This is a genomic window from Dactylosporangium sp. CA-152071 (assembly GCF_050936335.1).
Classification (GTDB): domain Bacteria; phylum Actinomycetota; class Actinomycetes; order Mycobacteriales; family Micromonosporaceae; genus Dactylosporangium; species Dactylosporangium maewongense.
Window position 1 is genome coordinate 4107702 of sequence record NZ_JBNJMZ010000001.1, and the last position, 21989, is coordinate 4129690.

Below are 21989 nucleotides of genomic sequence, written 5' to 3' on the forward strand. Positions count from 1 at the left end.
GCATCAGCCGCGCGGCTTCTCCCGCAGCTCCCAGGTCTCGATGACGTCACCGAGCTGGATGTCGTTGAAGTTGCCGAGCGTGATACCGCACTCGAAGCCCTCGCGGACCTCGGTGGCGTCGTCCTTGAAGCGGCGCAGGCCCGCGATGGTGAGGTTGTCGGAGATGACAGCCCCGTCGCGGAGCAGGCGCGCCTTGCTGTTGCGCCGGATGAGCCCGGTGCGGACGATGCAGCCCGCGATGTTGCCGAAGCGCGACGAGCGGAAGACCTCGCGGATCTCCGCCGTGCCGAGCTCGACCTCCTCGTAGATGGGCTTGAGCATGCCCTTGAGCGCGGTCTCGATCTCCTCGATGGCCTGGTAGATGACCGTGTAGTACCGGATCTCCACGCCCTCGCGGTCGGCCAGCTCGCGGATGCGACCCTCGGCCCGCACGTTGAACCCGATGACGATCGCGTCGGACGCGCTCGCCAGGTTGACGTCGTCCTGGGTGACGGCGCCCACGCCCCGGTGGATGATCCGGAGCTGGACCTCGTCGGCGACGACGATCTTGACCAGTGCGTCCTCGAGCGCCTCGACCGAACCCGAACCGTCACCCTTGAGGATGAGGTTGAGCGTGGTCTTCTCGCCCTCCTTGAGCTGGTCGAACAGGTTCTCCAGGGTGACCCGGCCGGTGCGCGAGGCCATCTCGGCCGCACGGCGGCGGGCCTGCCGCTGCTCGGCGATCTGGCGCGCGGTGCGGTCGTCGTCGGTGGCGAGGAACGTGTCACCGGCGCCGGGCACCGAGGTCAGACCGAGCACCAGGACCGGACGGGCCGGCCCCGCGGACGGCACGGGCGTGCCGTTCTCGTCGAGCATCGCCCGGACGCGGCCGTAGGCACGGCCGGCGACGATCGAGTCACCGACGTTGAGCGTGCCCTTCTCCACCAGCACGGTGGCGACGGGACCACGGCCACGGTCGAGGTGCGACTCGATCGCGATGCCCTGCGCCGGACCGTCGATCGGCGCGCGCAGGTCGAGCGCGGCGTCGGCGGTGAGCAGCACGGCCTCGAGGAGACCCTCGATGTTGATGCGGCTCTTCGCGGAGATGTCGACGAACATGGTCTCGCCGCCGTACTCCTCGGCGACCAGGCCGTACTGCGTCAGCTCCTGACGCACCTTGGCCGGGTTGGCGTTCTCCTTGTCGATCTTGTTGACCGCGACCACGATCGGCACCTCGGCCGCCTGGGCGTGGTTCAACGCCTCGATCGTCTGGGGCATGACGCCGTCGTCGGCCGCGACCACCAGGACCACGATGTCCGTGGCCTGCGCACCACGGGCACGCATGGCGGTGAACGCCTCGTGACCCGGGGTGTCGATGAAGGTGATCGCGCGGTCCTCGCCGTCCTCGCCGTGCGGCACGTGCACCTGGTAGGCACCGATGTGCTGGGTGATGCCACCGGCCTCGCCGGCCACGACGTTGGTGGAGCGGATCGCGTCGAGCAGCTTCGTCTTACCGTGGTCGACGTGACCCATGACGGTCACGACCGGCGGCCGGATGACCAGGCGCTCCTCGTCGACGTCGGCATCGATGTCGATGTCGAAGCGCGCGAGCAGCTCGCGGTCCTCGTCCTCGGGGCTGACGATCTCGACGTTGAAGCCCAGGTGCTCACCGAGCAGCAGCAGGGTCTCGTTGGTGCACGACTGGGTCGCCGTCACCATCTCACCCAGGTTGAACATCTCCTGCACGAGCGAGCCCGGGTTGGCGTTGATCCGGTCCGCGAAGTCGGACAGGGAGGCACCCTGCGGGAGCCGGATCGACTGACCCTGACCCCGGGGAGCGCCCGAACCCATCGTCGGCGCGGACAGGTTGTCGAACTCTTGTCTGCGCTGCTTCTTGGACTTGCGGCCACGGGTGGGCCGGCCACCGGGACGCCCGAAGGCACCCGCGGCACCGCCGCCGCGACCACGGCCACCGGCACCGCCGCCACCGGGACGACCGGCACCGCCGACGCCCGCGCCGGGCGCGCCGCCGCCGCCACCGGGACGGTAGCCACCACCGGCTCCGGCACCGCCGCCGCCACCGGGACGGAAACCGCCACCGGCACCGCCGCCGCCACCGGGACGGAAACCGCCACCGCCGCCGCCACCGGGACCGCCGGGACGACCGCCGCCGCCGCCGCCGGAGCGGAAGCCACCGCCGCCACCGCCGGGACCGCCACCCGGACGACCGGGACGGTCACCGGGCCCACCGGCCGGGCGACCCGGACGCTGGCTCGGCATCTGCGACGGGTTGGGCCGGGGGCCGCCCATCGAGGCCGGGTTGGGCCGCGGAGGCATCGCGGCCGGGTTGGGCCGCGGGATGTTGCCGCCACCCGGTGCGGGCCGCGCCGGAGCGCCGCCGGAGACACCGAACGGGTTGTTGCCCGGGGAGCGCGCCGGCGGGCGGGCGCCGCCGGGACGAGGCCCCTGGCCTGGACGTGGGGCACCCGGGGTCGGCGCGGCACCCGGCTGGGGCGCCGGCGTCGCCGGACCGGGACGCGGGCCGGGCGTCGGCGCACCACCGCTGGGCGGCGGCGTGCTCTCACGCCTGGTGGTCTCCCGCTGGCGGGCCTCCTTCGCGGCCTTCAGGGCCGCGTCCTGGTCCGCCTTCAGCGCGGCGGCGCGCTGCTCGGCGGCCGCCACCTCGATGTCGTGCGCGCTCGTCGGCTTGACCGCGGGAGCCGCGGGGCGCGGCGGGCCGGGGATCGGGCCACGCCCGCCACCGGGTCCGCCACCCGCGGGCGGCTGCGGCCGCTTCGGGGGCGCGAAGGGCTTGGCTGCCGGGACTGCCGGGCCCGGACGCGGTGCCATGGGCACTGGCGCGGCCGAGGGAGCCGACGATGCCGGCGCAGGAGGAGCCGAGGGTGCCGGTGCGGCCCCTCCGGATTCGAAGCTCGCTCGCAGCCGGCGCGCCACTGGCGCCTCGACCGTGCTGGATGCGGACTTCACGTACTCGCCAAGCTCCTGCAGCTTTGCGAGCACGGTCTTGCTCTCGACCCCGAGCTCTTTTGCCAGCTCGTGTACGCGGGCCTTGCCTGCCACTACACTCCTCACCTCGAGGCCGGGCGGCATGGGTCCGCGCCGACCTCACTCGTGCACTTGAAGCCTGGTCATCTCAGGGACTTCATCGTGTGCTCATGTCCGTCGTCCTACCTTGCGTGTCCGGGTGGGGCATCTCGCGCCCACCATCGGCGGTTCCGATCACTGCGATTGCTCCGCTGCCGCCAGGGTGACGGCTTCGGCCAGCGGGCCGGTGTCGAGGACTCCGGCGATACGCAAGGCCCGCCCGAAGGCGCGCCGACGCTCCGCTAGCGCCAGGCAAGCCGGATCAGGATGCAGGTGCGCTCCCCGACCCGGCCGTCTGCGGGCCGGATCGGGGACGGCCATGAACTGGTCAGGGCCGGACTCGATCGCGACAAACCGCAGTAACTCGGAGGATGACGCACGCAACCGGCAACCAACACAGGTGCGGACCGGGGGCGTGCGACGAACCGTCAAGAAGTCTACCCTGCGCTTTCGGCTTGTGCCGCGCCCGGTCCCGTGACGTGATCGACGTTGCCGGCCGAACCGTTGTCGGCGGCGCCGTCCGTGGCATTGTCCGGGCGGATGTCGATGCGCCAGCCGGTGAGCCTCGCGGCGAGCCGCGCGTTCTGGCCCTCACGGCCGATGGCCAGGGAAAGCTGGAAGTCCGGGACGGTCACCCGGGCGGCCCGGTTACCCGCGTCGACGACCTCCACGTTGAGCGCCTTGGCCGGCGACAGCGCGTTGCCGACGAACTGGGCCGGGTCGTCCGACCAGTCGATGATGTCGATCTTCTCGCCGTGCAGCTCGCTCATGACGGCCCGGACCCGCTGACCCATCGGGCCGATGCAGGCACCCTTGGCGTTGACCCCGGCGACCGTGGTGCGCACCGCGATCTTCGTACGGTGACCTGCCTCACGTGCGATCGCGGCGATCTCGACGGTCCCGTCGGCGATCTCCGGGACCTCCAGGGCGAAGAGCCGCTTCACCAGGTTGGGGTGGGACCGCGACAGCGTCACCTGCGGCCCGCGGAAGCCCTTCACCACGTGGACCACGATGCACTTGATGCGCTGGCCGTGCTCATACCGCTCGCCCGGCACCTGCTCCGCCGCGGGCAGCAGCCCCTCGATCTTGCCGAGGTCGATGGAGACGATGCCCTTCTCGGCGCGTGCGTCGTGCGCCTGGATCACGCCGGTGACCAGGTCGCCGTCCCGGCCGACGTACTCGCCGAAGTGCACCTCGTCGGTCGCCTCGCGCAGCCGCTGCAGGATGACCTGCTTGGCGGTCATCGCCGCGATCCGGCCGAAGTCGTGCGGGGTGTCCTCGTACTCGCGGACGATCGTGCCGTCCTCGTCGAGGTCCTGCGCCAGCACCGACGCCGCGCCGCTCCTGCGGTCGATCTCGACGCGGGCGTGCGGGTTGGCCCCCTCGGTGTGCCGGTACGCGGTCAGCAGTGCGGTCTCGATCGCCGCGAGGATGGTCTCGAACGGGATCTCCCGCTCACGCTCCAGCGCGCGGAGCGCCGCCAGGTCGATGTTCACGCCTCGTCCTCCCCTTCCTCGTCGTCGTCATCGTCTTCGTCATCCGCGAAGTCGTCGTCTTCGTCCTCTGGCAGCTCGGCCAGGCGCTTCATCTCTACCTGCACCCGGCCGGGGCCGAGGTCCTCGAAGGCGACCGTCCGCGCGGCGCCCTCCACGTCCAGGGTCACCCCGGTGTCGCTCACCGCCGTCACCCGGCCGGTGACGGGCACTCCGGCCGCGTCGACCTGCACCAGGCGGGTCCGGTTGCGCCGCCAGTGCCGCGGCTCGGTCAGCGGCCGGTCGACCCCGCGGGAGCCGACCTCCAGCTCGTACTCCCCCGCGATCAGCTCGTCGCCGCCCGTCTCGGCCTCGTCCAGCGCGGCCGACACGGCCCGCGACACCTCGGCGACGGCGTCCAGGTCGACACCCCGGTCGCTGTCGACCGCGACCCTCAGCAGGTGCCGCCGCCCGACCCGGCTGACCTCGAGCTCCTCCAGGTCGAAGCCCGCCGCCACGACGACCGGCTCGACGACCTTCCGCAGACGCTCGCGGTGCGCACCGGCGTCACGGGCCCCAGCATCCCGCGAACCGCCGCTGCGGCGATCCCGCTGCTGAGCCATGATCGACACCTTCTCTCTGCACCGCCATGGGCGCGTCACGCCCATCCGGCAGCTCTGGCACGGCCTCACGCCGCCCGCGTCGATACCCACGGGCGGCTCCCCGCAGAGCGTAACGCGACGTGACCTCCGGCGTTCCGGCGGCGCTCCCACCGTGTCACCACCCGGGTCCCACCGTGTCCCCACCGTGTCCCCACCGTGTCCCCACCGTGTCCCCACGGTGTCTCCACCCGAGGTCTCACCCGTGTCCCCACCCCGACCGCGCCGGAGGGGCCACAACCGCGGGTCTTGTTCCCCTAAATCGCGCTGAATGGTGTTCACTGTGCGCGTGTCCTCCCGCAGAGCCGTCCTCGCCGCCGCAGCCGGGGTGGTGGCGACCCTCGCCGCCTGCGACGTCCCGAAGCGGTCCGCGGCGACCTGGCACCCGGCGCCCGATGTGCTGTTGCCGCTGCTCACCCGCACGGTGGCGCTGCGGGACCGCTACGCCGAGGTGCTGACCGCGTTCCCCGCCCTGCAGGACCGGCTCGGCCCGCTCAAGGACGACCACGCCGCGCACGTCGTCGCGTTGGCCCGCGAGATCGGCATCGACGAGCACGGCCCGATGCCGGCGGCGAGCGCGTCCGCCGGGCCGGTCGTGCAGGACCAGGCGGCCGCGATCAAGGAGCTCGTCGGGCTGGAGAAGACCGGCCAGGACGACGCGACCGGCGCCTGCCTGGCCGCTCCGTCCTACCGGGCGGCCCTGCTCGGCTCCATCGCCGCCTGCCGTGCCGCACACGTGGAGATCCTGACATGACGACGCCCGCCGACGAGCGGCTCGTGGCGGCGCTGCAGGCCGAGCACGCCGCCATCTACGCCTACGGCACCGCCGGCGCCAAGCTCGACGGCGGGACGGTCGGCCTGGCCCGCAACGCCGAGTCGGCCCACCGCGCCCGCCGCGACGACCTCGTGGTCCGGCTGTCCGGCGCCGGGGTCACGCCACCGCCCGCGGCGCCCGCGTATGCGCTGCCGTTCCCGGTCACCGACCGCGCGTCGGCACTGAAGCTCCTCGCCATGGTGGAGGACCGCACGGCCGCACAGTGGCGGCTGGCGCTGCCGCCGACCTCCGGCGAGGTGCGCAAGCTCGCCGTCGACGCGCTCGTCGACTGCGCCACCCGGGGCGCCGCCCTGCGCCAGGCGGCCGGCACGACGCCGCTGACCAGCGCGTTCCCCGGCAAGGCTTAGAAACCCGACAAACAGGGCGATCCGGCCTCGCGAGATCTGAAACCTCCGGTACTCCCGAAAGCGTGCCATCGCAAGGGCGCAGGACCCCACGGACGTGTCCGCTCCGCGACGATCGTTGCATCACGCCACGAGCGTCCGAACGAGAGGAGACCGACATGCGCCGCACCGCTTGGGCCGGTCCGACGATGCAGCCGCGTCGTTAAACACACCGTCTCGTGAGCCCTGCCGTCCGGGAAGAGCACCACCTGCGCCTTCCCGGACGATCAGGTCTCACACTCCGATGACCCTCCCGACCAGATACGTCGCACCGGCCGCCGCCGCACCGAGCAGCAGCTGCCGGACACCCGACGCCCACCAGCGCCGGCGGGTGTACCGGGCGATCAACGCCCCGGCGACGAACAGCCCGCCACCGCCCGCGGCCAGCGCCGGCCACAGGCTGGTGGCGCCGAGCAGATACGGCAGCAGCGGCACCAGCGCGCCGATCGAGAAGCACACGAACGACGACCCGGCGGCCACCCACGGGCTGGGTGCATCGTCCGGGTCGACCCCGAGCTCCTCCTGCGCGTGGACCCGGACCGCCTCGTCGATGTCCCGCCCCAGCGTCGAGGCGACCTCCAGCGCCAGGTCCGGCGGCAGCCCCCGGCGCTCCCAGATCCTGGCGAGCTCCTCGGCCTCCTCCTTGGGGAAGCGGGTCAGCTCCCGCCGCTCCTTCGCGACCTCCGCGGCGACCTGCTCGTTCTGCGCGCGGACGCTGGTGAACTCCCCCAGTCCCATCGAGATCGCCCCGGCGACCAGGCCCGCCGCGCCGGTCAGCACGATCGTCCGCGGCGCGATCCCGCCACCGCCGACCCCGGCGATCAGCGCGATGTTGGTGACCAGCCCGTCCATCGCCCCGAACACCGCGGCCCGCAACCACCCGCCCGAGACGTCGGCATGGTGATGCGCGTCCAACGCTGCAGGATGCGCCGCGGGATGCCCCGCAGGGCTCGTCACGACGCCTCCGCTCCGCTCCGGCGCCGCGACCAACGACTGAGCCCATGGTGCCCGGCCGCTCCGCTCCGCTCCGGGCCGGTCACGGCAGGGTCAGGATCTCGAAGCCGTCGTCCGTCACCACGATGGTGTGCTCGAACTGGGCGGTCCACCTGCGGTCCTTGGTGACGACCGTCCAGCCGTCCTTCCAGATGTTGTAGTCGTGCGTGCCGAGCGTGATCATCGGCTCGATCGTGAACGTCATCCCGGGCTCCATCACCGTGGTGAGCCGCGGGTTGTCGTAGTGCGGCACGTAGAGGCCCGTGTGGAACACCTCGTTGATGCCGTGGCCGGTGAAGTCGCGCACCACGCCATAGCCGAAGCGCTTCGCATACGCCTCGATGACCCGCCCGATCGCGTTGATCGGCCGGCCGGGCGCGACGGCCCGGATGCCCCGCATCATCGCCTCGCGGGTCCGCTCGACCAGCAGCCGGGCCTCCTCGGTGACGTCACCGACGCAGAACGTCTGGTTGGTGTCGCCGTGCACCCCGCCGATGAACGCCGTCACGTCCACGTTGAGGATGTCGCCGTCCTCGATCACCGTCGAGTCGGGGATGCCGTGGCAGATCACCTCGTTGAGCGAGGTGCAGCACGACTTCGGGAACCCCTTGTAGCCCAGCGTCGACGGATACGCCCCGTGGTCGCAGAGGAACTCGTGCACCACCCGGTCGATCTCGTCGGTCGTCACCCCCGGCTTGGCGTGCTCCCCCGCCAGCACCGTCGCCTGCGCGGCGAGCCGGCTCGCCACCCGCATCCGCTCGATGATCTCCGGGGTCTGCACATCCGACCCGCGCTGCTTGCTCGGCCCGCGCTTCCCCACATACTCGGGGCGCGCGATCGAGGCCGGAACCTGACGCCAGGGTGTTTGCGTGCCGGGGGCGAGCGGTGCGCGGACGGTCATGCCGAAAAGCCTAACGCGCATCAACACGACATGGTCTGGGTAACCCCCTGAGCATGATCGACGACGACCGCGTCTCCCAGCGCGCCGAGGACCTCCTGCCCGAAGAGCTCGCCGCCGGCAGCGACGACCCGAAGGCCCAGGCCGAGGCCCTCCTCGCCGACTCCGAGGACCGCGAGCACTACCGCGAGACCGCCCCCGACCTGCGCATCGACCACCGCACCTCGGACGAGGCCGCCGCCACCGGAGACGAGGCCGCCGCCGGCGAGTAGCCGCGCCGGCTCACGGCCGCGCGTACGCCGAGGCGCGGTAGGCGCGGGCGGCTTCGATGAAGGCGGCGAAGACGCGGAAGTCGGTGGTGTCCTCGGGGTGCCACTGGACGCCGACGGCGAAGGGCTTCGACGGGTCCTCGACGACCTCGATGAGGTTGTCGTCGGGGCACCAGCCGGTCGGGGTCAGCGTGCCGGGGTCGGCGCAGCCCTGGTGGTGGAACGAGTTGACCATCACCGAGTCGCCCAGGATCTTGGCGGCGAGAGTGCCACCGGTCAGGACGACGGGGTGCTCGCCGAACTTGGGGCCGCTGACGGGGCGGTGGTCGTTGTGGCCCAGGACGTCGGGCAGGTGCTGGTGGAGGCGGCCGCCATACGCGACGCACATCAGCTGCATGCCGCGGCAGATGCCCAGCAGCGGCAGATCCAGGGCGAGCGCGGCGCGCATGAGCAGCAGCTCGGCGGTGTCGCGCTCGGGCTTGACCTTCGTGGTGGCGTGGGGCGGCTCGCCGTAGAGGTCCGGGTTCACGTCGGAGCCGCCGGTGAACATGATCCCGTCGAGGCCGTCCAGGACGTCGATGTCGGGGTCGTCGGGGGTCACGAGGACCGCCCGGCCGCCGGAGGAGTGCACCGCGTGCACGTAGGACAGTGGAAGCACGGCCGAGAAGGTGTCGTTGAGCCCGAAGCGGGTCTCCTCGGCGTAGGTGGTCAGTCCGATCACCGGTCGCGACATGCCCATCAACTTAATCCCACCGGGGCGAGGTTGTGGAGGATCTCGAGTGCCCTGTCGCGGGCGTCCTCCGGGGCGAGGGTGATGAGCGGGTCCCAGTTCAGGTCGTAGAAGACCTCGGTGACGCCCTGCGTGCCGAGCCACGCGGCGCCCTCGCGGACCTGCTCGTAGCTGCCGGACAGCGGCGGCCGGCCGTCGGAGTCCAACTCGGTCTCGGTGAGCTTGACCACACCGCGGCAGACGATCCTCGGCGAAGCGCGACCGGAGGACCTGGCGCCCTCCCGTACAAGAGCGACATCCGATGCGATGTCGGACAGGTCGGTGGCGGAGCGGCTGACCCAGCCGTCGCCGATCTCACCCGCCCGGCGGATCGCGGCCTCGACGGCGCCGCCGAGGAGGATCGGCACGCCGGGGCGCTGCACCGGACGGGGCTCCATGCGGCCGTCCGGCACGGTGTAGAACTCGCCGTCGAACGAGGCGGCGCCCGACCACAGCGCCCGCAGCACCGCGACGTATTCGCGGGTCCGCGCCGCCCGCCGCGCCATCGAGGCGCCGGTCGCGGTGAACTCGTCGGACGACCAGCCGGCGCCGAGCCCGAGATCGACCCGGCCGCCGCTGAGCACGTCGAGGGTGGCGACCTGCTTGGCGAGCACGACCGGCGACACGAACGGCAGGTTGATCACGGCCACGCCGAGGCGGATCCGGCTGGTCCGGGCGGCGGCGAAGGTCAGCGCGACGATCGGGTCGAGGACGCTGCGGTACATCGGACCGTCCGCCGACAGCAGCCGCTGGAAGGTCCACAGCGAGTCGTAGCCGAGCCGCTCCGCCTCGGTGGCGATCTCCGCGAGGATCTCCGGCGTGGCCCACGACCCGGACACCGGCAGTCCGCACCCGATGCGCATGGCTCCCAACCTACCCAGGAATCGCCCGCACGAGGGCGGCAAACGGGCGGACGTCCAGGGCCTCCTCGGGGTGCCACTGGACACCGAGGACGAAGCGGCGCTCCGGGTGCTCCACGGCCTCGATCACGTCGTCGTCGGCCCATCCGGTGACGGTGAGCGCGCCCGCGTCGTCGACGGCCTGGTGGTGGTAGGAGTTGACCTCCGCCGTCCCGCCGAAGATCGCCTCGGCCCGGGAGCCGGGCGCGAAGCGGGCCGGGTGCGCCCCGTAGACGCCGGGGCTCGGCTGGTGCCGCTCGTTGCCCAGGACGTCGGGCAGGTGCTGGGTGAGCGTGCCGCCACAGGCGACGGCGAGCAGCTCCATGCCGCGGCAGACCCCCAGCACCGGCAGGTCGGCGTCCAGCGCCGCGGCGAGCACGGCCAGCTCGCCGCTGTCGCGGTCCGGGCGGGTCTTCGTCGACGGGTGGGCCGGCGCGCCGTAGTGCGCCGGCTCGATGTCGGCACCGCCGGCCAGGACGAGGCCGTCGAGGCGGCGGACCAGGTCGGCGGCGTCGTCCGCCGACGGGGGCAGGATGACCGGCCGGGCGCCGGCCGCCCGCACCATCCGCACGTACCCCTCGGGGACGAGCACCGCCCGCGTGTCCCACACGCCCCAGCGGGCCGGCTCGACGTACGCGGTGATCCCGACCAGTGCGGTCACAGCGGCGTCACGTACGCGCCGGTGATGCCGCCGTCGACGAGGAACGTGGAGGCGGTGATGAACGACGCGTCGTCGCTGGCGAGGAACGCGACCGCGCCGGCGATCTCCTCCGGGGCGCCGAAGCGGCCCATCGGCACGTGCACGAGGCGCCGGGCGGCCCGCTCCGGGTCCTTGGCGAAGAGCTCCATGAGCAGCGGGGTGGCGATCGGCCCGGGGCACAGCGCGTTCACCCGGATGCCTTCGCGGGCGAACTGCACGCCGAGTTCGCGGGTCATCGACAGCACCGCGCCCTTGCTCGCGGTGTAGGCGATCTGCGAGGTGGCGGCGCCGAGCAGCGCGACGAAGCTCGCGGTGTTGATGATCGAGCCCTTGCCCTGGGCGCGCATGTGCGGGATGGCGTACTTGCAGCAGAAGTAGACGCTGGTGGTGTTGACCTTCAGCACCCGCTCCCACGCCTCGAGGCCGGTGTCGAGGATCGAGTCGTCGTCCGGCGGGGAGATGCCGGCGTTGTTGAAGGCGATGTCGAGCCGCCCGTGCCGCTCGGCGACGCCGTCGAAAAGCGCCCTGACCTGCTCCTCGTCGGAGACGTCGGCGGCGACGAACTCGCCGCCCACCTCCTCGGCGGCGGCCTTGCCGGCGTCGGGGTTGAGGTCCACGACGACGACCTTGGCGCCCTCGGACGCGAACCGGCGCGCCGTGGCGAGCCCGATGCCGCTGCCGGCGCCGGTGATGACCGCGACCCGGTCCTGGAGACGAGCCTGCACTTAGACCTCCGTGCTGAAGAAGACGTTCTTGACTTCGCTGAACGCGGCGACCGCGTCCGGGCCGAGCTCACGGCCGAGGCCGGACTGCTTCACGCCGCCGAACGGCGTCCAGTACCGCACCGAGGAGTTGGAGTTGACGCTGAGGTTGCCGGCCTCGACGCCGCGGGCGACGCGGATCCCGCGGCCCAGGTCGCCGGTCCAGATGGAGCCGGACAGGCCATACTCGGTGTCGTTGGCGAGACGGATCGCGTCGGCCTCGTCGTCGAAGCGCAGCACCGACAGGACCGGGCCGAAGATCTCCTCGCGCCAGTGCCGGTCCTGCGTCGACTCCGCGGCGAGCACGGTCGGCGCCATCCAGTAGCCGGGTCCGCCGGGCGCGGTGCCCGTGATCAGCGCGTCGTCCACATAGGACCGCACCGATGCCAGCTGCCCCGCGGAGATCAGCGGCCCCATCTGCGCGGTCTCCAGGGCGGGGTCCTCGCACCGGAACGCCGTCACCGACTGCTCCAGCAGGCCCATGAACTCGTCGTACACGCTGGCCTGGACGAGCAGGCGGGACCGGGCGCAGCAGTCCTGGCCAGCGTTGTCGAAGACCGCGCCCGGCGCACCGGCGGCCGCCTTCGCGAGGTCCGCGTCGGCGAAGACGATGTTGGCGCTCTTGCCGCCCAGCTCCAGGGTCACCCGCTTCACCTGCTGCGCGCAGCCGGCCATGATGCGCTTGCCGACCTCGGTGGAGCCGGTGAAGCAGACCTTGCGCACGAGCGGGTGGGTGACGAACCGCTCCCCGACGACCGAGCCCTTGCCCGGCAGCACCGTGAACACGCCCTCGGGCAGACCGGCCGCCAGGGCCAGCTCGCCCAGGCGAAGGGCGGTCAGCGGGGTGAGCTCGGCGGGCTTGAGCACGACGGTGTTGCCGGCGGCGAGCGCGGGGGCGAAGCCCCAGCCGGCGATCGGCATCGGGAAGTTCCACGGCACGATGACCCCGACGACGCCCAGGGGCTCGTAGAACGTGACGTCCATGCCGCCGGCGACCGGGATCTGCCGCCCGCTCAGCCGCTCGGGCGCCCCGGCGTAGTAGTTGAGCACGTCCCGGACGTTGCCGGCCTCCCAGCGGGCGTTGCCGATGGTGTGCCCGGAGTTGCGGACCTCCAGCTGCGCGAGCTCCTCGTTGTGCTCGTCGACGAGCGCGGCGAAGCGGCGCAGCAGCCGGGCCCGGTCGCCCGGCGCCACGGCCCGCCATGCCTGGAACGACTGGTGGGCCTTCTCGATCGCGGCGTCGGTCTCCTCGACGCCCAGGGATGGCACCGTGGCGACCACTTCCTCGGTCACCGGCGAAATGACGTCATGCATGCGTGTTCAGAGCCTTTCGAAGCCGCGCTGGAGTTCCCAGTCGGTGACCGCCGCGTCAAACGCTGCCAGCTCGACCCGGGCGTTGTTGGCGTAATGGGCGACGACGTCCTCACCGAATGCCGCGCGGGCCAGGTCGCTGCCCTCCCACAGGGTGAGCGCCTCGCGCAGCGTCGCGGGCACCCGGGGCGCGGTGTCGTCCTGGTACGCGTTGCCGGTGTAGATGTCCTCGAGGGGCAGCTCGTTGCGGATGCCGTGCAGCGCGCCGGCGGCCATCGCGGCGATCGCCAGGTAGGGGTTGACGTCGGCGCCGGGCACCCGGTTCTCGACCCGCAGCGACGGGCCGTGCCCGACGACGCGCAGCGCGCAGGTGCGGTTGTCGTTGCCCCAGCGCACCGCGGTCGGCGCGAACGAGCCCGCCTGGTAGCGCTTGTAGGAGTTGATGTTCGGCGCGTACATGAGGGTGAACTCGCGCATGGTCGCCAGCAGGCCGGCCATGGCGTGGTGGAACGTGGGCTCGTCGACCCGCTGCCCGTCTCCGGTACGGCGAAGGGAGAAGTGGATGTGGCAGGAGTTGCCCTCGCGCGCGTTGGGCTTGGCCATGAAGGTGATCGACACGCCCTCCTGGGCCGCGATCTCCTTGGCGCCGTTCTTGTAGAGCACGTGCCCGTCGGCGTTGCGCAGCGCCTCGTCGTAGCGGAACGCGATCTCGTGCTGGCCGAGGTTGCACTCGCCCTTGGCGCTCTCCGGGACCAGGCCGGCGCCCGCCATGTCGTTGCGGATGCGGCGCAGCAGCGGCTCGATCCGGGCGGTCTGCAGCAGCGAATAGTCGGCGTTGAAGACGTTGGCCGGGATGAGGTCGCGGTACCCCTTGGCGTACGCCTCCTCGTAGCTGTCCCGGTAGGCGATGAACTCCAGCTCCGTGCCGGTGTAGGCGGTGAGGCCGGCGTCGGCGAGCCCGGCGAGCCGCGCGCGCAGGATCTGCCGGGGCGAGGCGGCCACCGGCGACTCGCCGTCCAGCCAGCGCAGGTCGGCGAGGACCAGGGCGGTGCCGGGCTGCCACGGGATGCGGCGCAGGGTGGCGAAGTCGGGGATCATCGCGAAGTCGCCGTAGCCGGAGGACCAGGACGACATCGCATAGCCCTCGACGGTGTTCATGTCGACGTCGACCGCGAGCAGGTAGTTGCAGCCCTCGGTGCCGTGGGCGACGACCTCGTCGAGGAAGTGCTGGGCGTAGAACCGCTTGCCCTGCAACCGGCCCTGCATGTCGGTGACCGCCACGACGACCGTGTCGATCTCACCCTCGCTCACCGCAACGCGCAGCTGCTCGATCGTCAGCATCGCCCATCCCCTAAAGGTCTAGAAACAAACCATAAACTCAACCGAGCAGACCGCGCAACAGGGCGGCGGTCGCGTCGCAGTGCTCTTCCATCTCGGTGCGGGCGACGACCGGGTCACCGCCGAGGATCGCCTCGACGACCCGCTCGTGCTGGGCGTCGGAGTGGTCGAGGTTGCGGCGCAGCACCGGGATCGCGGCGAGCAGCCGGTCCAGGCGCAGCTGCACGTCGGCGATGGAGGCGGCCACCGACGTGGAGCCGCTCGCCGAGGCGATCGCGAGGTGCAGCCGGGAGTCGTTGACCCGCCGGGTCCGCGGGTCGCGGGTGCGGGCCGCGGCCAGGCAGGCGACCAGGTGCGCCCGGTCCGCGGCGGACAGCGACCTCGTCGCGGCGAGCGCGGCCGCGCCCGGCTCCAGGACCCGCCGGAAGTCCAGCGCGTCGTGCAGCGCGTCGCCCATCTCGCGGGCGAGGGCGGCGGCGTCCTGCTCGGCGGCGTCGGGGTGCGAGTCGCCGGTGGAGCGCACCACGAACGTGCCGCCGGAGCGCCCGCGCCGCGACTCGAGGAAGCCGGCCTCCCGCAGGGCGGCGATCGCCTCGCGCAGCGTCACCCGGCTCACCTGCAGGCGCTCCGCCAGCTCGCGCTCCGGCGGGAGCCGCTCGCCGACCGGCACGAGACCCAGCCGGATCGCCTGGGCCAGGCGTGCCACGGTGATCTCGAAGGCGTTGCCGCCCCGGACCGGACGCCACATCGGCACACCTGACAGGGGCTCAGTGGCCACCGGCATCCGCCCTCCTCGCCTCGATGGGTCCGGACGGCGTTCGCGCGCCGCCCGGACCACATCATTCCCTAGTCGACGGACGCCGCGGTGTCCTCCGCGATCGCCTCGTCGATCGTGCGGATCGGGCCCTTGAACCAGTGCTTCGCCGACAGCGTCCACCACAGCGCTGCGCCGCCGATGACCAGCAGGATCGCCAGCGGCGCGTAGTTGACGTTGAGCCAGGAGAAGTCCTTGTTGCCGGGGATCGCGGCCGGCGACAGCGGCAGCACGAAGTAGACCGAGATGACGGCGATCTCGATGACCGCGATCCAGCCCAGCACCTTGTACTTCGAGCCGAGCGTCCACGGGCCGGGCACGAACCTGTCGCCCATCCGCAGGCGCAGGTAGATCGGGATCAGGAAGGCCAGGTACAGGCCGATGACCGCGACCGAGACCACCGCGTAGAAGGCGGTGGGCGCGCCCGTCGGGCTCTTGTACAGCGCGGGCAGGGTGAGCACGAGCCCGGCCGCGGAAGCACCCAGGATCGCGTTCACCGGGGTGCCGTTGCGGTCCACCTTGGACCACAGCTGCCAGCCCGGCACGGCCCGGTCACGACTGAACGCGTAGGTCATCCGGGACATGCTCGTCACGCAGCTCATGCCGCAGAAGAACTGCCCGATGGTGGAGATGAGGATGACCGCCTTGAAGAAGCCGGAGCTCAGCGACGTCTCGAAGATCGCGCCGGAGAAGCCGGCGGCCTCGGTGATCGCGTCGACGTCGGTCGCCGCGAACAGGAACGACAGCAGCAGGATCCAGCCGCCGATCGCCGAGTAGAAGATGGACTGCCACAGGCCCTTCGCGGCGGCCGTGGACGCGCCCTTCGTCTCCTCCGACACGTGCGCGCACGCGTCGAAGCCGGTGATCGTGTACTGGGTGAGCAGGAAGCCGAACGGCAGCACCAGGAACCAGTACAGCCCGTCGGAGTAGCCGGAGTTGTTGAAGCGCTCGGTGAAGACGAACTGCAGGCTCTGGTGCTTCTCCGGCACGATCACCAGGATCAGCACGACCGCGGCGGCACCGAACACGTGCCACCACACCGAGACGTTCTGCAGCACGTCGATGACGTTGTGCCCGAAGATGTTGATCGCCGCGTGCAGCACGAGGATCACCACGAACAGCAGGAACGTCAGGTACAGGTTGCCGCTGTCCCACGAGGTGTACGCGTCGAGCACCAGGCTCAGGAACGTCGCGCAGCCGTAGTCGACCGACGCGGTCACGGCGATCAGGCCGATCAGGTTGAGCCAGCCGGTGAACCAGCCGTGGATCGGCTTGCCCATCTTGGCGGCCCACCAGTAGATGCCGCCGGCCGTCGGGTACGCCGACACCAGCTCCGACATGCAGAAGCCGATGATCAGGATGAAGATCGAGATGAGCGGCCAGCCCCAGGAGATGGCGACCGGGCCGCCGTTCATCCACGCCTGGCCGAACGTGGTGAAGCAGCCCGCAAGGATCGAGATGATGGAGAACGAGATGGCGAAGTTGGAGAAGCCGCTCCACTTGCGGCGCAGCTCCTGCTTGTAGCCCAGCTCGGCGAGCCGCTGTTCGTCTGCGTCGACGGTCGGTGATGCCATGGGCACCTCCTCGGTTTTTAGGGGTGGGGGTTCCTTCCGTTGGCCGCCGCCAGGAGCCTGCCGAGGCCGGGGTCGTCGTCCAAGGCATCCTTGGCCTGGCCCCACTTCTCGGCCGCCTCCGCCGCGTAGTCGAACGCGGCGGACTTGAACAGTCCATGGTGGACGGTGAACCACAGCGTCCAGGTGACGTTGGACGCGACTTGATACAGCCGGACCCTCGCGCGGAGGGCCTCGTCGGCTTCGGCGAAGTACTCCCCCGCCAGCAGGCCGACCAGATCCGGGTCGTAGTCGGCCTCCGCGGCGATGTCGCCGAGCTCGAATGCGGGGTCGTTGTTGCCGGACAGCTGGTAGTCGATGATCCGCACACCGTCGCCGGTGGCGATGAAGTTCTCGGCGAGCAGGTCGTTGTGGCACGGCACGCGCGGCAGCGGCCGCGCCGCCAGTGCCCTTTCCAGGGCATCCACTGTGGACGAGCGGTCCAGGTAGCCGTCCGGCAGCGGCAGGTCGTGCCGCGCACAGACGCCGAGCAGCTCGGCCCGCTTGGCGAAGATGTCGAATTCGTTGCCGAACGCCGGGCCGGCGTGCAGCCGGCGGCAGGCGGTCGCGATGGACGGGACGATCTCGGGGCGGCGCACGTCGGCGGCGCCGAGGGTCCGGCCCGGGAGGTACTCGATGACGACCGCCGGGACGTCCGGCAGGACCTCGTAGACCTGCGCGCCGACGGTCCGCGCCGCGAGCACGGTGTTGGCGATCTCCTGCTCCGGCGGGACGCCGAGGCCGGCGGCGGACACCGCGGGCTCCAGCACCCGCAGCACGTAGGGCACCCGGTCGACGTCGACCCGGTAGATGTGATGGGACAGCCCGCCCTGCAGCCGCTGCCATTCGACCGCGCGGCCCACCCACGACGGGACCCGCTCCAGCAGGTCCGCGATGGACGGCACCGCAGTCATGGCACCCGGCCCCTTCGCCGCGCGGTCCACGCCGGTTACAGACCTTTTACACCCCGGGGACTGTAGTGACCGACGTCATAGTGGGGCACAGTTAACGCCTGCCACGGCCGGTCGTCAAGAGGGATCTTCGCGTTTACCGGTATCGCTTCAGACCTTTTACAAGCCCGGCACGCGGGATCACAATCATGCAATGTCGGACCTTCCAGCAGCCGCCCGCGCGGTGGTCGTCGGCGGCGGCGTCGCCGGTTGCAGCGTGGCCTACCACCTGGCGCGACTCGGCTGGACCGACGTCGTGCTGCTCGAACAGCACGAGCTCACCGACGGCACGACCTGGCACTCGGCCGGCTTCGTGGGGCAGCTGCGCTCCACGATCAGCCAGACCCGGATGATCATGTATTCGTCCGGCCTGTACGCCGAGCTGCGCACCCTCACCGGGCTGGACCCCGGCTGGCGGGGCGTCGGCGGGCTGCGCCTGGCGACCACCCCTTCGCGCGTCGAGGAGCTGCGCCGGCAGGTCAGCTCGGCGACCACGTACGGCCTGGAGCTCGACCTGCTGACCGCCGCGCAGGCGAAGGAGCGGCTGCCGCTGCTCGACGTCGGCGACGTCCTCGCCGCCGGCTGGCTGCCCGGCGACGGCTGGCTGGAGCCCGCGCAGCTGGCCGCCGCGCTCGCCGCGGGCGCGACCGCGCTCGGCGTCCGGATCGTCACCGGGGTCCGCGTCACCGGCGTCGAGACGGTCTCCGGCCGGGTCGCCGCGGTCACGACGAGCGCCGGCCGGATCGCCACCGAGGTCGTCGTCAACGCCGCCGGCGCCGCCGCGGGGCACGTCGGGCGGCTCGCCGGCGTCGACATCCCGATCGTGCCGATCAAGCACCAGTACGTCGTCACCGGCGCGCTGGACGGCGCCGGCTCCACAGTGGACATCCCGACGGTCCGGGACCCCGACCGGATCGTGTACTTCCGCGGCGCCCCCGCGCCGGTCGGCGGCCTGCTCGTCGGCGGCTACGTGCGGCAGCCGGCGCTGTGGGACGACCCCGACCCGCTGTCGGCGGCGCGGACCCTGTTCGAGCCCGACCTGGACACGTTCGCCGAGTCGTGGGGCAACGCGCGGCACCGCGTCCCGGCGCTGCGCACGGTCGGCATGGACCGGATCGTGCACGGGCCGGAGGCGTTCACCCCGGACGGGGAGTTCCTGCTCGGCGAGACCTCGGTCGCCGGCTTCTGGGTCGCCGCCGGCTTCTGCGTGCACGGGCTCGCCGCGGCCGGCGGCGTCGGCAAGGTGATCTCCGAGTGGATCGTCGGCGGCGCCCCGGAGTGGGACGTGTCCACGATGGACGTCCGCCGCTTCGGCGCCCACGCGGCGAGCCGCACCTGGGCGGCGGCGAAGGCGCTCGACGGCTACTCCCGCTACTACGACGTGGTGTACCCCGGGCAGGAGTGGACCGCCGGCCGCCCGCTGCGGCGCTCCCCCGTGTGGCCGCGCCTGGCCCCGCTCGACGCCGCGCTCGGCGAGAAGGCCGGGTGGGAGCGGGCGAACTGGTTCGGCGTCAACGCGGCGCTCGCCGTGCCCGGCGTCACCGCGCCGCGCGGATGGGCCGGGCGACACTGGTCGCCGGCGATCGCCGCGGAGGTCGCCGCGACCGCCACCGCCGCCGGGCTGTTCGACCAGTCGTCGTTCGCGAAGCTCGACGTGCGCGGCCCGGGCGCGCTGCGGCTGCTGCAACGGCTGTGCGCCAACGACGTCGACCGTCCGGCGGGCGGGCTCACGTACACCTCGATGCTCAACGCCCGCGGAGGGGTCGAGGCGGACCTGACCGTGACGCGACTCGGCGAGGCACACTTCCGGATCGTCACCAGCACCGCGAGCGGGGTGCGGGACGCGGCCTGGATCCGCCGGTTCGCGGGTCCGGACGTGCTGGTGGACGACGTCACGTCGGCACACGGCTGCCTGTGCCTGTGGGGGCCGGCGGCCCGCGACATCCTCCAGCCGCTCACCGACGCGTCGCTGGCCAACGCGGACTTCCCGTTCATGCGTGCCGCACGGCTCACGGTCGGCCCGGTGCCGGTCCTCGCCCAGCGGGTCACCTTCGTCGGCGAGCTCGGCTGGGAGCTGTACGCGCCGGCCGAGTACACGCTGACGCTGTGGGACCTGCTGATGGAGGCCGGCGCCCCGCTCGGGCTGCGGCCGGGCGGCTACCGGGCGATCGACTCGATGCGCCTGGAGAAGGGGTACCGCGTCTGGGGCGCCGACCTCACCACCGACACCGACCCGATCTCCGCCGGCCTCGGCCCGTTCGTCGCGCGGTCGAAGGACTTCATCGGCCGGGACGCCCTTCCCGACGCCCCCGACCGGGTGCTGCGCTGCCTCGTGCTGGACGATCCCACCACCGTCTGCCTCGGCGGCGAGCCGGTCCGCGTCGACGGCGTGCCGTGCGGACGGGTCACGTCCGGCGGGTTCGGCTACCGGGTCGGGGCGTCGATCGCCTACGCGTACCTGCCGGCAGCGACGCCGATCGGCACCCCCGTCGAGATCTCCGTCTTCGACCGCTGGTCCCCCGCCGTCGTGCGCGCCGAGCCCCTCTACGACCCGAAGATGCTCCGGGTGCGCGCCTGATCCTGCTTCGCGGACGCGGGTGCGGTCAGGGCTGCTCGGGCCTGTCGATGACGCGCAGCCAGGAGCCGTCGGGCTGGCGGCGCACGACCTGGACGCGGCCGCCCTTGCCATCGGCGGACCGGGTCCCGGTCAGTGCCAGGTCGCCGTTGAGGACGGTCGGCGTGAGCGGCTCCAGCGCGAAGTGCGGCACGTGCTCGATCATCGCCTCGCAGACCTTCCGGATGGCGTCGCGGCCGACGGTGGTCCCGCCCGGCGGGTAGGCCAGGACGGCGTCCGGCTCGTACAGCGCGGCGAGCCCCTCCGCGTCGCCGGCGTTGGCACGCTCGACGAAGAGTCGGGTCAGGTCCTCGGGTGTCTTCGCCGGCGGTCATCGCGTACGACACCCCGCCGCCCGACCTCGACGTGCGCATGCTCACCGACGAGGCGATCGACGCCGCGGTCGCCACCGGTCACGCCTGGGCCCGGCGGTCGGCGGTGCGGATCGCGGACCTGCGGGACCGGCCCCTCGTCTGCCTCCCCGGCGGCACCGGCATCCGCGGCATCCTCGAGTCGGCGTGCGCGGCCGCCGGGTTCGCACCGCGGGTGGCGTTCGAGGCGGGAACGCCGCAGGTGGTGGCCCGGCTGGCCGCGCGCGGGCTGGGCGTGGCGATCCTGCCGGCGTCGATCGCCCGCGGCTTCGACGGGCTGCACGCGCTGCGGATCACGCGCCCCGCGCTGAGCGGCCGGCTCGGCCTCGCGTGGCGCCGCGCCGGCCCCCGCTCGGCCGCCGCCGCGGCGTTCCTCGCCCGCTTCCCGTCCCACGGCGCCTGATCACGCGCCTGATCACGGTGCCTGATCACGGTGCCTGATCACCAGGGCACCGGACCGTCCTCGTCGTAGAAGCCCCCGGTCGGGCCGTCCGCCGGGAGGGTGGCCAGGCGGACCGCCGCGATCGCACCCTGCGCCGGGGTCCGCGGGCCGGCGTGGCCGTTCATGTCGGTCGCGCAGTAGCCGGGGTCGGCGGCGTTGACCTTGATCGCCGTCGCGCGCAGCTCGTTGGCGTAGGAGACGGTGACCGCGTTCAGCGCGCTCTTGGACGCGTTGTACGCCAGCAGCGGGTTCTGCGCGTACACGTGCGACGGCTCCGTGGTGAACGCGAGGGACCCCAGCCCGCTGCTGAGGTTCACGATCCGCCCCGCGTCGGAGCGCCGCAGCGCGGGCAGCGCCGCGTTGGTGACCGCGACGACGCCGAACACGTTCGTCGCGAACGTGTTCCGCAGCAGGTCGACCGGGGTCCCGCTGGGCGGCGCGCCCCGTTCCAGCAGCACGCCGGCGTTGTTGACCAGCACGTCGAGCCGCTCCAGGGCCGCCAGCCGGCCGACGCTGTCCTCGTCGGTCACGTCCAGGGTGATCGCCGTCGCGAACGGGCCGAGCGCCGCGGCCGCCTCCTTGCCGCGCACCGCGTCCCGCGCGCCGACCAGGACCTTCATGCCGTGCCTGGTGCCGAGCAGCTTCGCGATCTCGAATCCGATGCCTTTGTTCGCGCCCGTGACGAGGGCGACGCGTGGTTCGTCCATGCCCGCCACGCTGCCCGCCGGGCGGCGATCGCGGCAGAGCCGTGCCGAACATCGGATCGGCGGTCCCTGGTTGGCGCCTGGCCTGCCGCCGCGCGGTCCGGCAGCATGGA

The 21989-nt window shown here is 72.3% G+C and carries 22 protein-coding genes; 5 read left to right on the forward strand and 17 right to left on the reverse strand.

Annotation, left to right across the window (positions count from 1 at the left end):
* Window positions 1-3 precede the first annotated feature (3 nt).
* The 4 genes from infB to rimP form a co-directional block, all read right to left on the reverse strand.
* On the reverse strand, window positions 4-3060 hold the full coding sequence (infB, locus tag ACQEVZ_RS18330) for a translation initiation factor IF-2 (protein ID WP_433367957.1): 3057 nt from the start codon (window positions 3058-3060) through the stop codon (window positions 4-6).
* Between the two features lie 159 nt (window positions 3061-3219).
* A complete protein-coding gene (locus tag ACQEVZ_RS18335) occupies window positions 3220-3516 on the reverse strand; it encodes a YlxR family protein (protein WP_344507850.1) in 297 nt (98 codons plus the stop codon).
* A gap of 5 nt (window positions 3517-3521) precedes the next feature.
* Window positions 3522-4580, reverse strand: a complete 1059-nt coding sequence (nusA, locus tag ACQEVZ_RS18340; protein ID WP_344507852.1) for a transcription termination factor NusA — start codon at window positions 4578-4580, stop codon at window positions 3522-3524.
* Window positions 4577-5179, reverse strand: a complete 603-nt coding sequence (gene rimP / locus ACQEVZ_RS18345; protein WP_433367962.1) for a ribosome maturation factor RimP — start codon at window positions 5177-5179, stop codon at window positions 4577-4579. The genes nusA and rimP overlap by 4 nt, the downstream gene beginning before the upstream one ends.
* A gap of 325 nt (window positions 5180-5504) precedes the next feature.
* Here rimP and ACQEVZ_RS18350 point away from each other — a divergent pair, with 325 nt between their 5' ends.
* Window positions 5505-5969, forward strand: coding sequence for a hypothetical protein (locus ACQEVZ_RS18350; protein WP_360559666.1), 465 nt, complete (start codon window positions 5505-5507; stop codon window positions 5967-5969).
* Window positions 5966-6397 carry a ferritin-like domain-containing protein gene (locus tag ACQEVZ_RS18355; RefSeq protein ID WP_344507858.1) on the forward strand — a complete coding sequence of 144 codons (432 nt, stop codon included), beginning with the start codon at window positions 5966-5968 and terminating at the stop codon, window positions 6395-6397. The genes ACQEVZ_RS18350 and ACQEVZ_RS18355 overlap by 4 nt, the downstream gene beginning before the upstream one ends.
* 270 nt (window positions 6398-6667) lie before the next feature.
* Here ACQEVZ_RS18355 and ACQEVZ_RS18360 read toward each other — a convergent pair whose 3' ends face one another.
* Complete coding sequence (locus ACQEVZ_RS18360) at window positions 6668-7390, reverse strand: VIT1/CCC1 transporter family protein (protein WP_433367967.1); 723 nt, start codon at window positions 7388-7390, stop codon at window positions 6668-6670.
* A gap of 79 nt (window positions 7391-7469) precedes the next feature.
* Entirely contained in the window at window positions 7470-8327 is an 858-nt protein-coding gene (gene map, locus ACQEVZ_RS18365; protein ID WP_344507862.1) for a type I methionyl aminopeptidase, read from the reverse strand.
* 53 nt (window positions 8328-8380) lie between these two features.
* On the opposite strand from map, the gene ACQEVZ_RS18370 reads away from it, so the two are divergent.
* The gene (locus ACQEVZ_RS18370) at window positions 8381-8596 is read left to right on the forward strand and encodes a hypothetical protein (protein WP_433367971.1); all 216 of its coding nucleotides are present in this window, start codon (window positions 8381-8383) and stop codon (window positions 8594-8596) included.
* A gap of 10 nt (window positions 8597-8606) precedes the next feature.
* Here ACQEVZ_RS18370 and ACQEVZ_RS18375 read toward each other — a convergent pair whose 3' ends face one another.
* The 9 genes from ACQEVZ_RS18375 to ACQEVZ_RS18415 form a co-directional block, all read right to left on the reverse strand.
* Window positions 8607-9326, reverse strand: a complete 720-nt coding sequence (locus ACQEVZ_RS18375; RefSeq protein WP_344507866.1) for a gamma-glutamyl-gamma-aminobutyrate hydrolase family protein — start codon at window positions 9324-9326, stop codon at window positions 8607-8609.
* Between the two features lie 5 nt (window positions 9327-9331).
* Window positions 9332-10225, reverse strand: coding sequence for an LLM class flavin-dependent oxidoreductase (locus tag ACQEVZ_RS18380; RefSeq protein ID WP_433367975.1), 894 nt, complete (start codon window positions 10223-10225; stop codon window positions 9332-9334).
* 10 nt (window positions 10226-10235) lie between these two features.
* The gene (locus ACQEVZ_RS18385) at window positions 10236-10922 is read right to left on the reverse strand and encodes a gamma-glutamyl-gamma-aminobutyrate hydrolase family protein (RefSeq protein WP_344507871.1); all 687 of its coding nucleotides are present in this window, start codon (window positions 10920-10922) and stop codon (window positions 10236-10238) included.
* Complete coding sequence (locus ACQEVZ_RS18390) at window positions 10919-11686, reverse strand: 3-oxoacyl-ACP reductase (protein WP_344507873.1); 768 nt, start codon at window positions 11684-11686, stop codon at window positions 10919-10921. Before ACQEVZ_RS18390 ends, ACQEVZ_RS18385 begins: the two co-directional genes overlap by 4 nt.
* Entirely contained in the window at window positions 11687-13036 is a 1350-nt protein-coding gene (locus tag ACQEVZ_RS18395; RefSeq protein ID WP_433367980.1) for an aldehyde dehydrogenase family protein, read from the reverse strand.
* A 6-nt stretch (window positions 13037-13042) separates the two neighbouring features.
* Window positions 13043-14374 (reverse strand): glutamine synthetase family protein, encoded by a 1332-nt coding sequence (locus ACQEVZ_RS18400; protein ID WP_433367983.1) that lies wholly within the window; start codon window positions 14372-14374, stop codon window positions 13043-13045.
* 37 nt (window positions 14375-14411) lie between these two features.
* Window positions 14412-15119 (reverse strand): FadR/GntR family transcriptional regulator, encoded by a 708-nt coding sequence (locus ACQEVZ_RS18405; RefSeq protein WP_433367986.1) that lies wholly within the window; start codon window positions 15117-15119, stop codon window positions 14412-14414.
* 98 nt (window positions 15120-15217) lie between these two features.
* Complete coding sequence (locus ACQEVZ_RS18410; RefSeq protein WP_433367989.1) at window positions 15218-16759, reverse strand: amino acid permease; 1542 nt, start codon at window positions 16757-16759, stop codon at window positions 15218-15220.
* 17 nt (window positions 16760-16776) lie between these two features.
* Window positions 16777-17700: a phosphotransferase gene (locus ACQEVZ_RS18415; protein WP_344507883.1), complete on the reverse strand. Its 924-nt coding sequence runs from the start codon at window positions 17698-17700 to the stop codon at window positions 16777-16779.
* A gap of 199 nt (window positions 17701-17899) precedes the next feature.
* Between ACQEVZ_RS18415 and ACQEVZ_RS18420 the strand changes: the two genes are divergently transcribed.
* Entirely contained in the window at window positions 17900-20323 is a 2424-nt protein-coding gene (locus ACQEVZ_RS18420; protein WP_433367992.1) for a GcvT family protein, read from the forward strand.
* A 25-nt stretch (window positions 20324-20348) separates the two neighbouring features.
* Here the strand turns inward: ACQEVZ_RS18420 and ACQEVZ_RS18425 are convergent, their stop codons facing one another.
* A complete protein-coding gene (locus ACQEVZ_RS18425; RefSeq protein WP_433376844.1) occupies window positions 20349-20666 on the reverse strand; it encodes a YybH family protein in 318 nt (105 codons plus the stop codon).
* Window positions 20667-20674: 8 nt separating this feature from the next.
* On the opposite strand from ACQEVZ_RS18425, the gene ACQEVZ_RS18430 reads away from it, so the two are divergent.
* The gene (locus ACQEVZ_RS18430; RefSeq protein WP_433367995.1) at window positions 20675-21133 is read left to right on the forward strand and encodes a LysR substrate-binding domain-containing protein; all 459 of its coding nucleotides are present in this window, start codon (window positions 20675-20677) and stop codon (window positions 21131-21133) included.
* A gap of 38 nt (window positions 21134-21171) precedes the next feature.
* On the opposite strand, the gene ACQEVZ_RS18435 is transcribed toward ACQEVZ_RS18430, so the two are convergent.
* The gene (locus tag ACQEVZ_RS18435) at window positions 21172-21879 is read right to left on the reverse strand and encodes an SDR family oxidoreductase (protein WP_344507891.1); all 708 of its coding nucleotides are present in this window, start codon (window positions 21877-21879) and stop codon (window positions 21172-21174) included.
* Window positions 21880-21989: the final 110 nt, after the last annotated feature.

What these genes read in the sequence shown, in the direction of transcription:
- rimP (WP_433367962.1), bottom strand. Translation starts at nt 5,179, where the DNA reads ATGGCTCAGCAGCGGGATCGCCGCAGCGGCGGTTCGCGGGATGCTGGG.
- ACQEVZ_RS18355 (WP_344507858.1), top strand. Translation starts at nt 5,966, where the DNA reads ATGACGACGCCCGCCGACGAGCGGCTCGTGGCGGCGCTGCAGGCCGAG.
- map (WP_344507862.1), bottom strand. Translation starts at nt 8,327, where the DNA reads ATGACCGTCCGCGCACCGCTCGCCCCCGGCACGCAAACACCCTGGCGT.
- ACQEVZ_RS18370 (WP_433367971.1), top strand. Translation starts at nt 8,381, where the DNA reads ATGATCGACGACGACCGCGTCTCCCAGCGCGCCGAGGACCTCCTGCCC.
- ACQEVZ_RS18375 (WP_344507866.1), bottom strand. Translation starts at nt 9,326, where the DNA reads ATGTCGCGACCGGTGATCGGACTGACCACCTACGCCGAGGAGACCCGC.
- ACQEVZ_RS18380 (WP_433367975.1), bottom strand. Translation starts at nt 10,225, where the DNA reads ATGCGCATCGGGTGCGGACTGCCGGTGTCCGGGTCGTGGGCCACGCCG.
- ACQEVZ_RS18395 (WP_433367980.1), bottom strand. Translation starts at nt 13,036, where the DNA reads ATGCATGACGTCATTTCGCCGGTGACCGAGGAAGTGGTCGCCACGGTG.
- ACQEVZ_RS18400 (WP_433367983.1), bottom strand. Translation starts at nt 14,374, where the DNA reads ATGCTGACGATCGAGCAGCTGCGCGTTGCGGTGAGCGAGGGTGAGATC.
- ACQEVZ_RS18405 (WP_433367986.1), bottom strand. Translation starts at nt 15,119, where the DNA reads ATGTGGCGTCCGGTCCGGGGCGGCAACGCCTTCGAGATCACCGTGGCA.
- ACQEVZ_RS18410 (WP_433367989.1), bottom strand. Translation starts at nt 16,759, where the DNA reads ATGGCATCACCGACCGTCGACGCAGACGAACAGCGGCTCGCCGAGCTG.
- ACQEVZ_RS18420 (WP_433367992.1), top strand. Translation starts at nt 17,900, where the DNA reads ATGTCGGACCTTCCAGCAGCCGCCCGCGCGGTGGTCGTCGGCGGCGGC.
- ACQEVZ_RS18435 (WP_344507891.1), bottom strand. Translation starts at nt 21,879, where the DNA reads ATGGACGAACCACGCGTCGCCCTCGTCACGGGCGCGAACAAAGGCATC.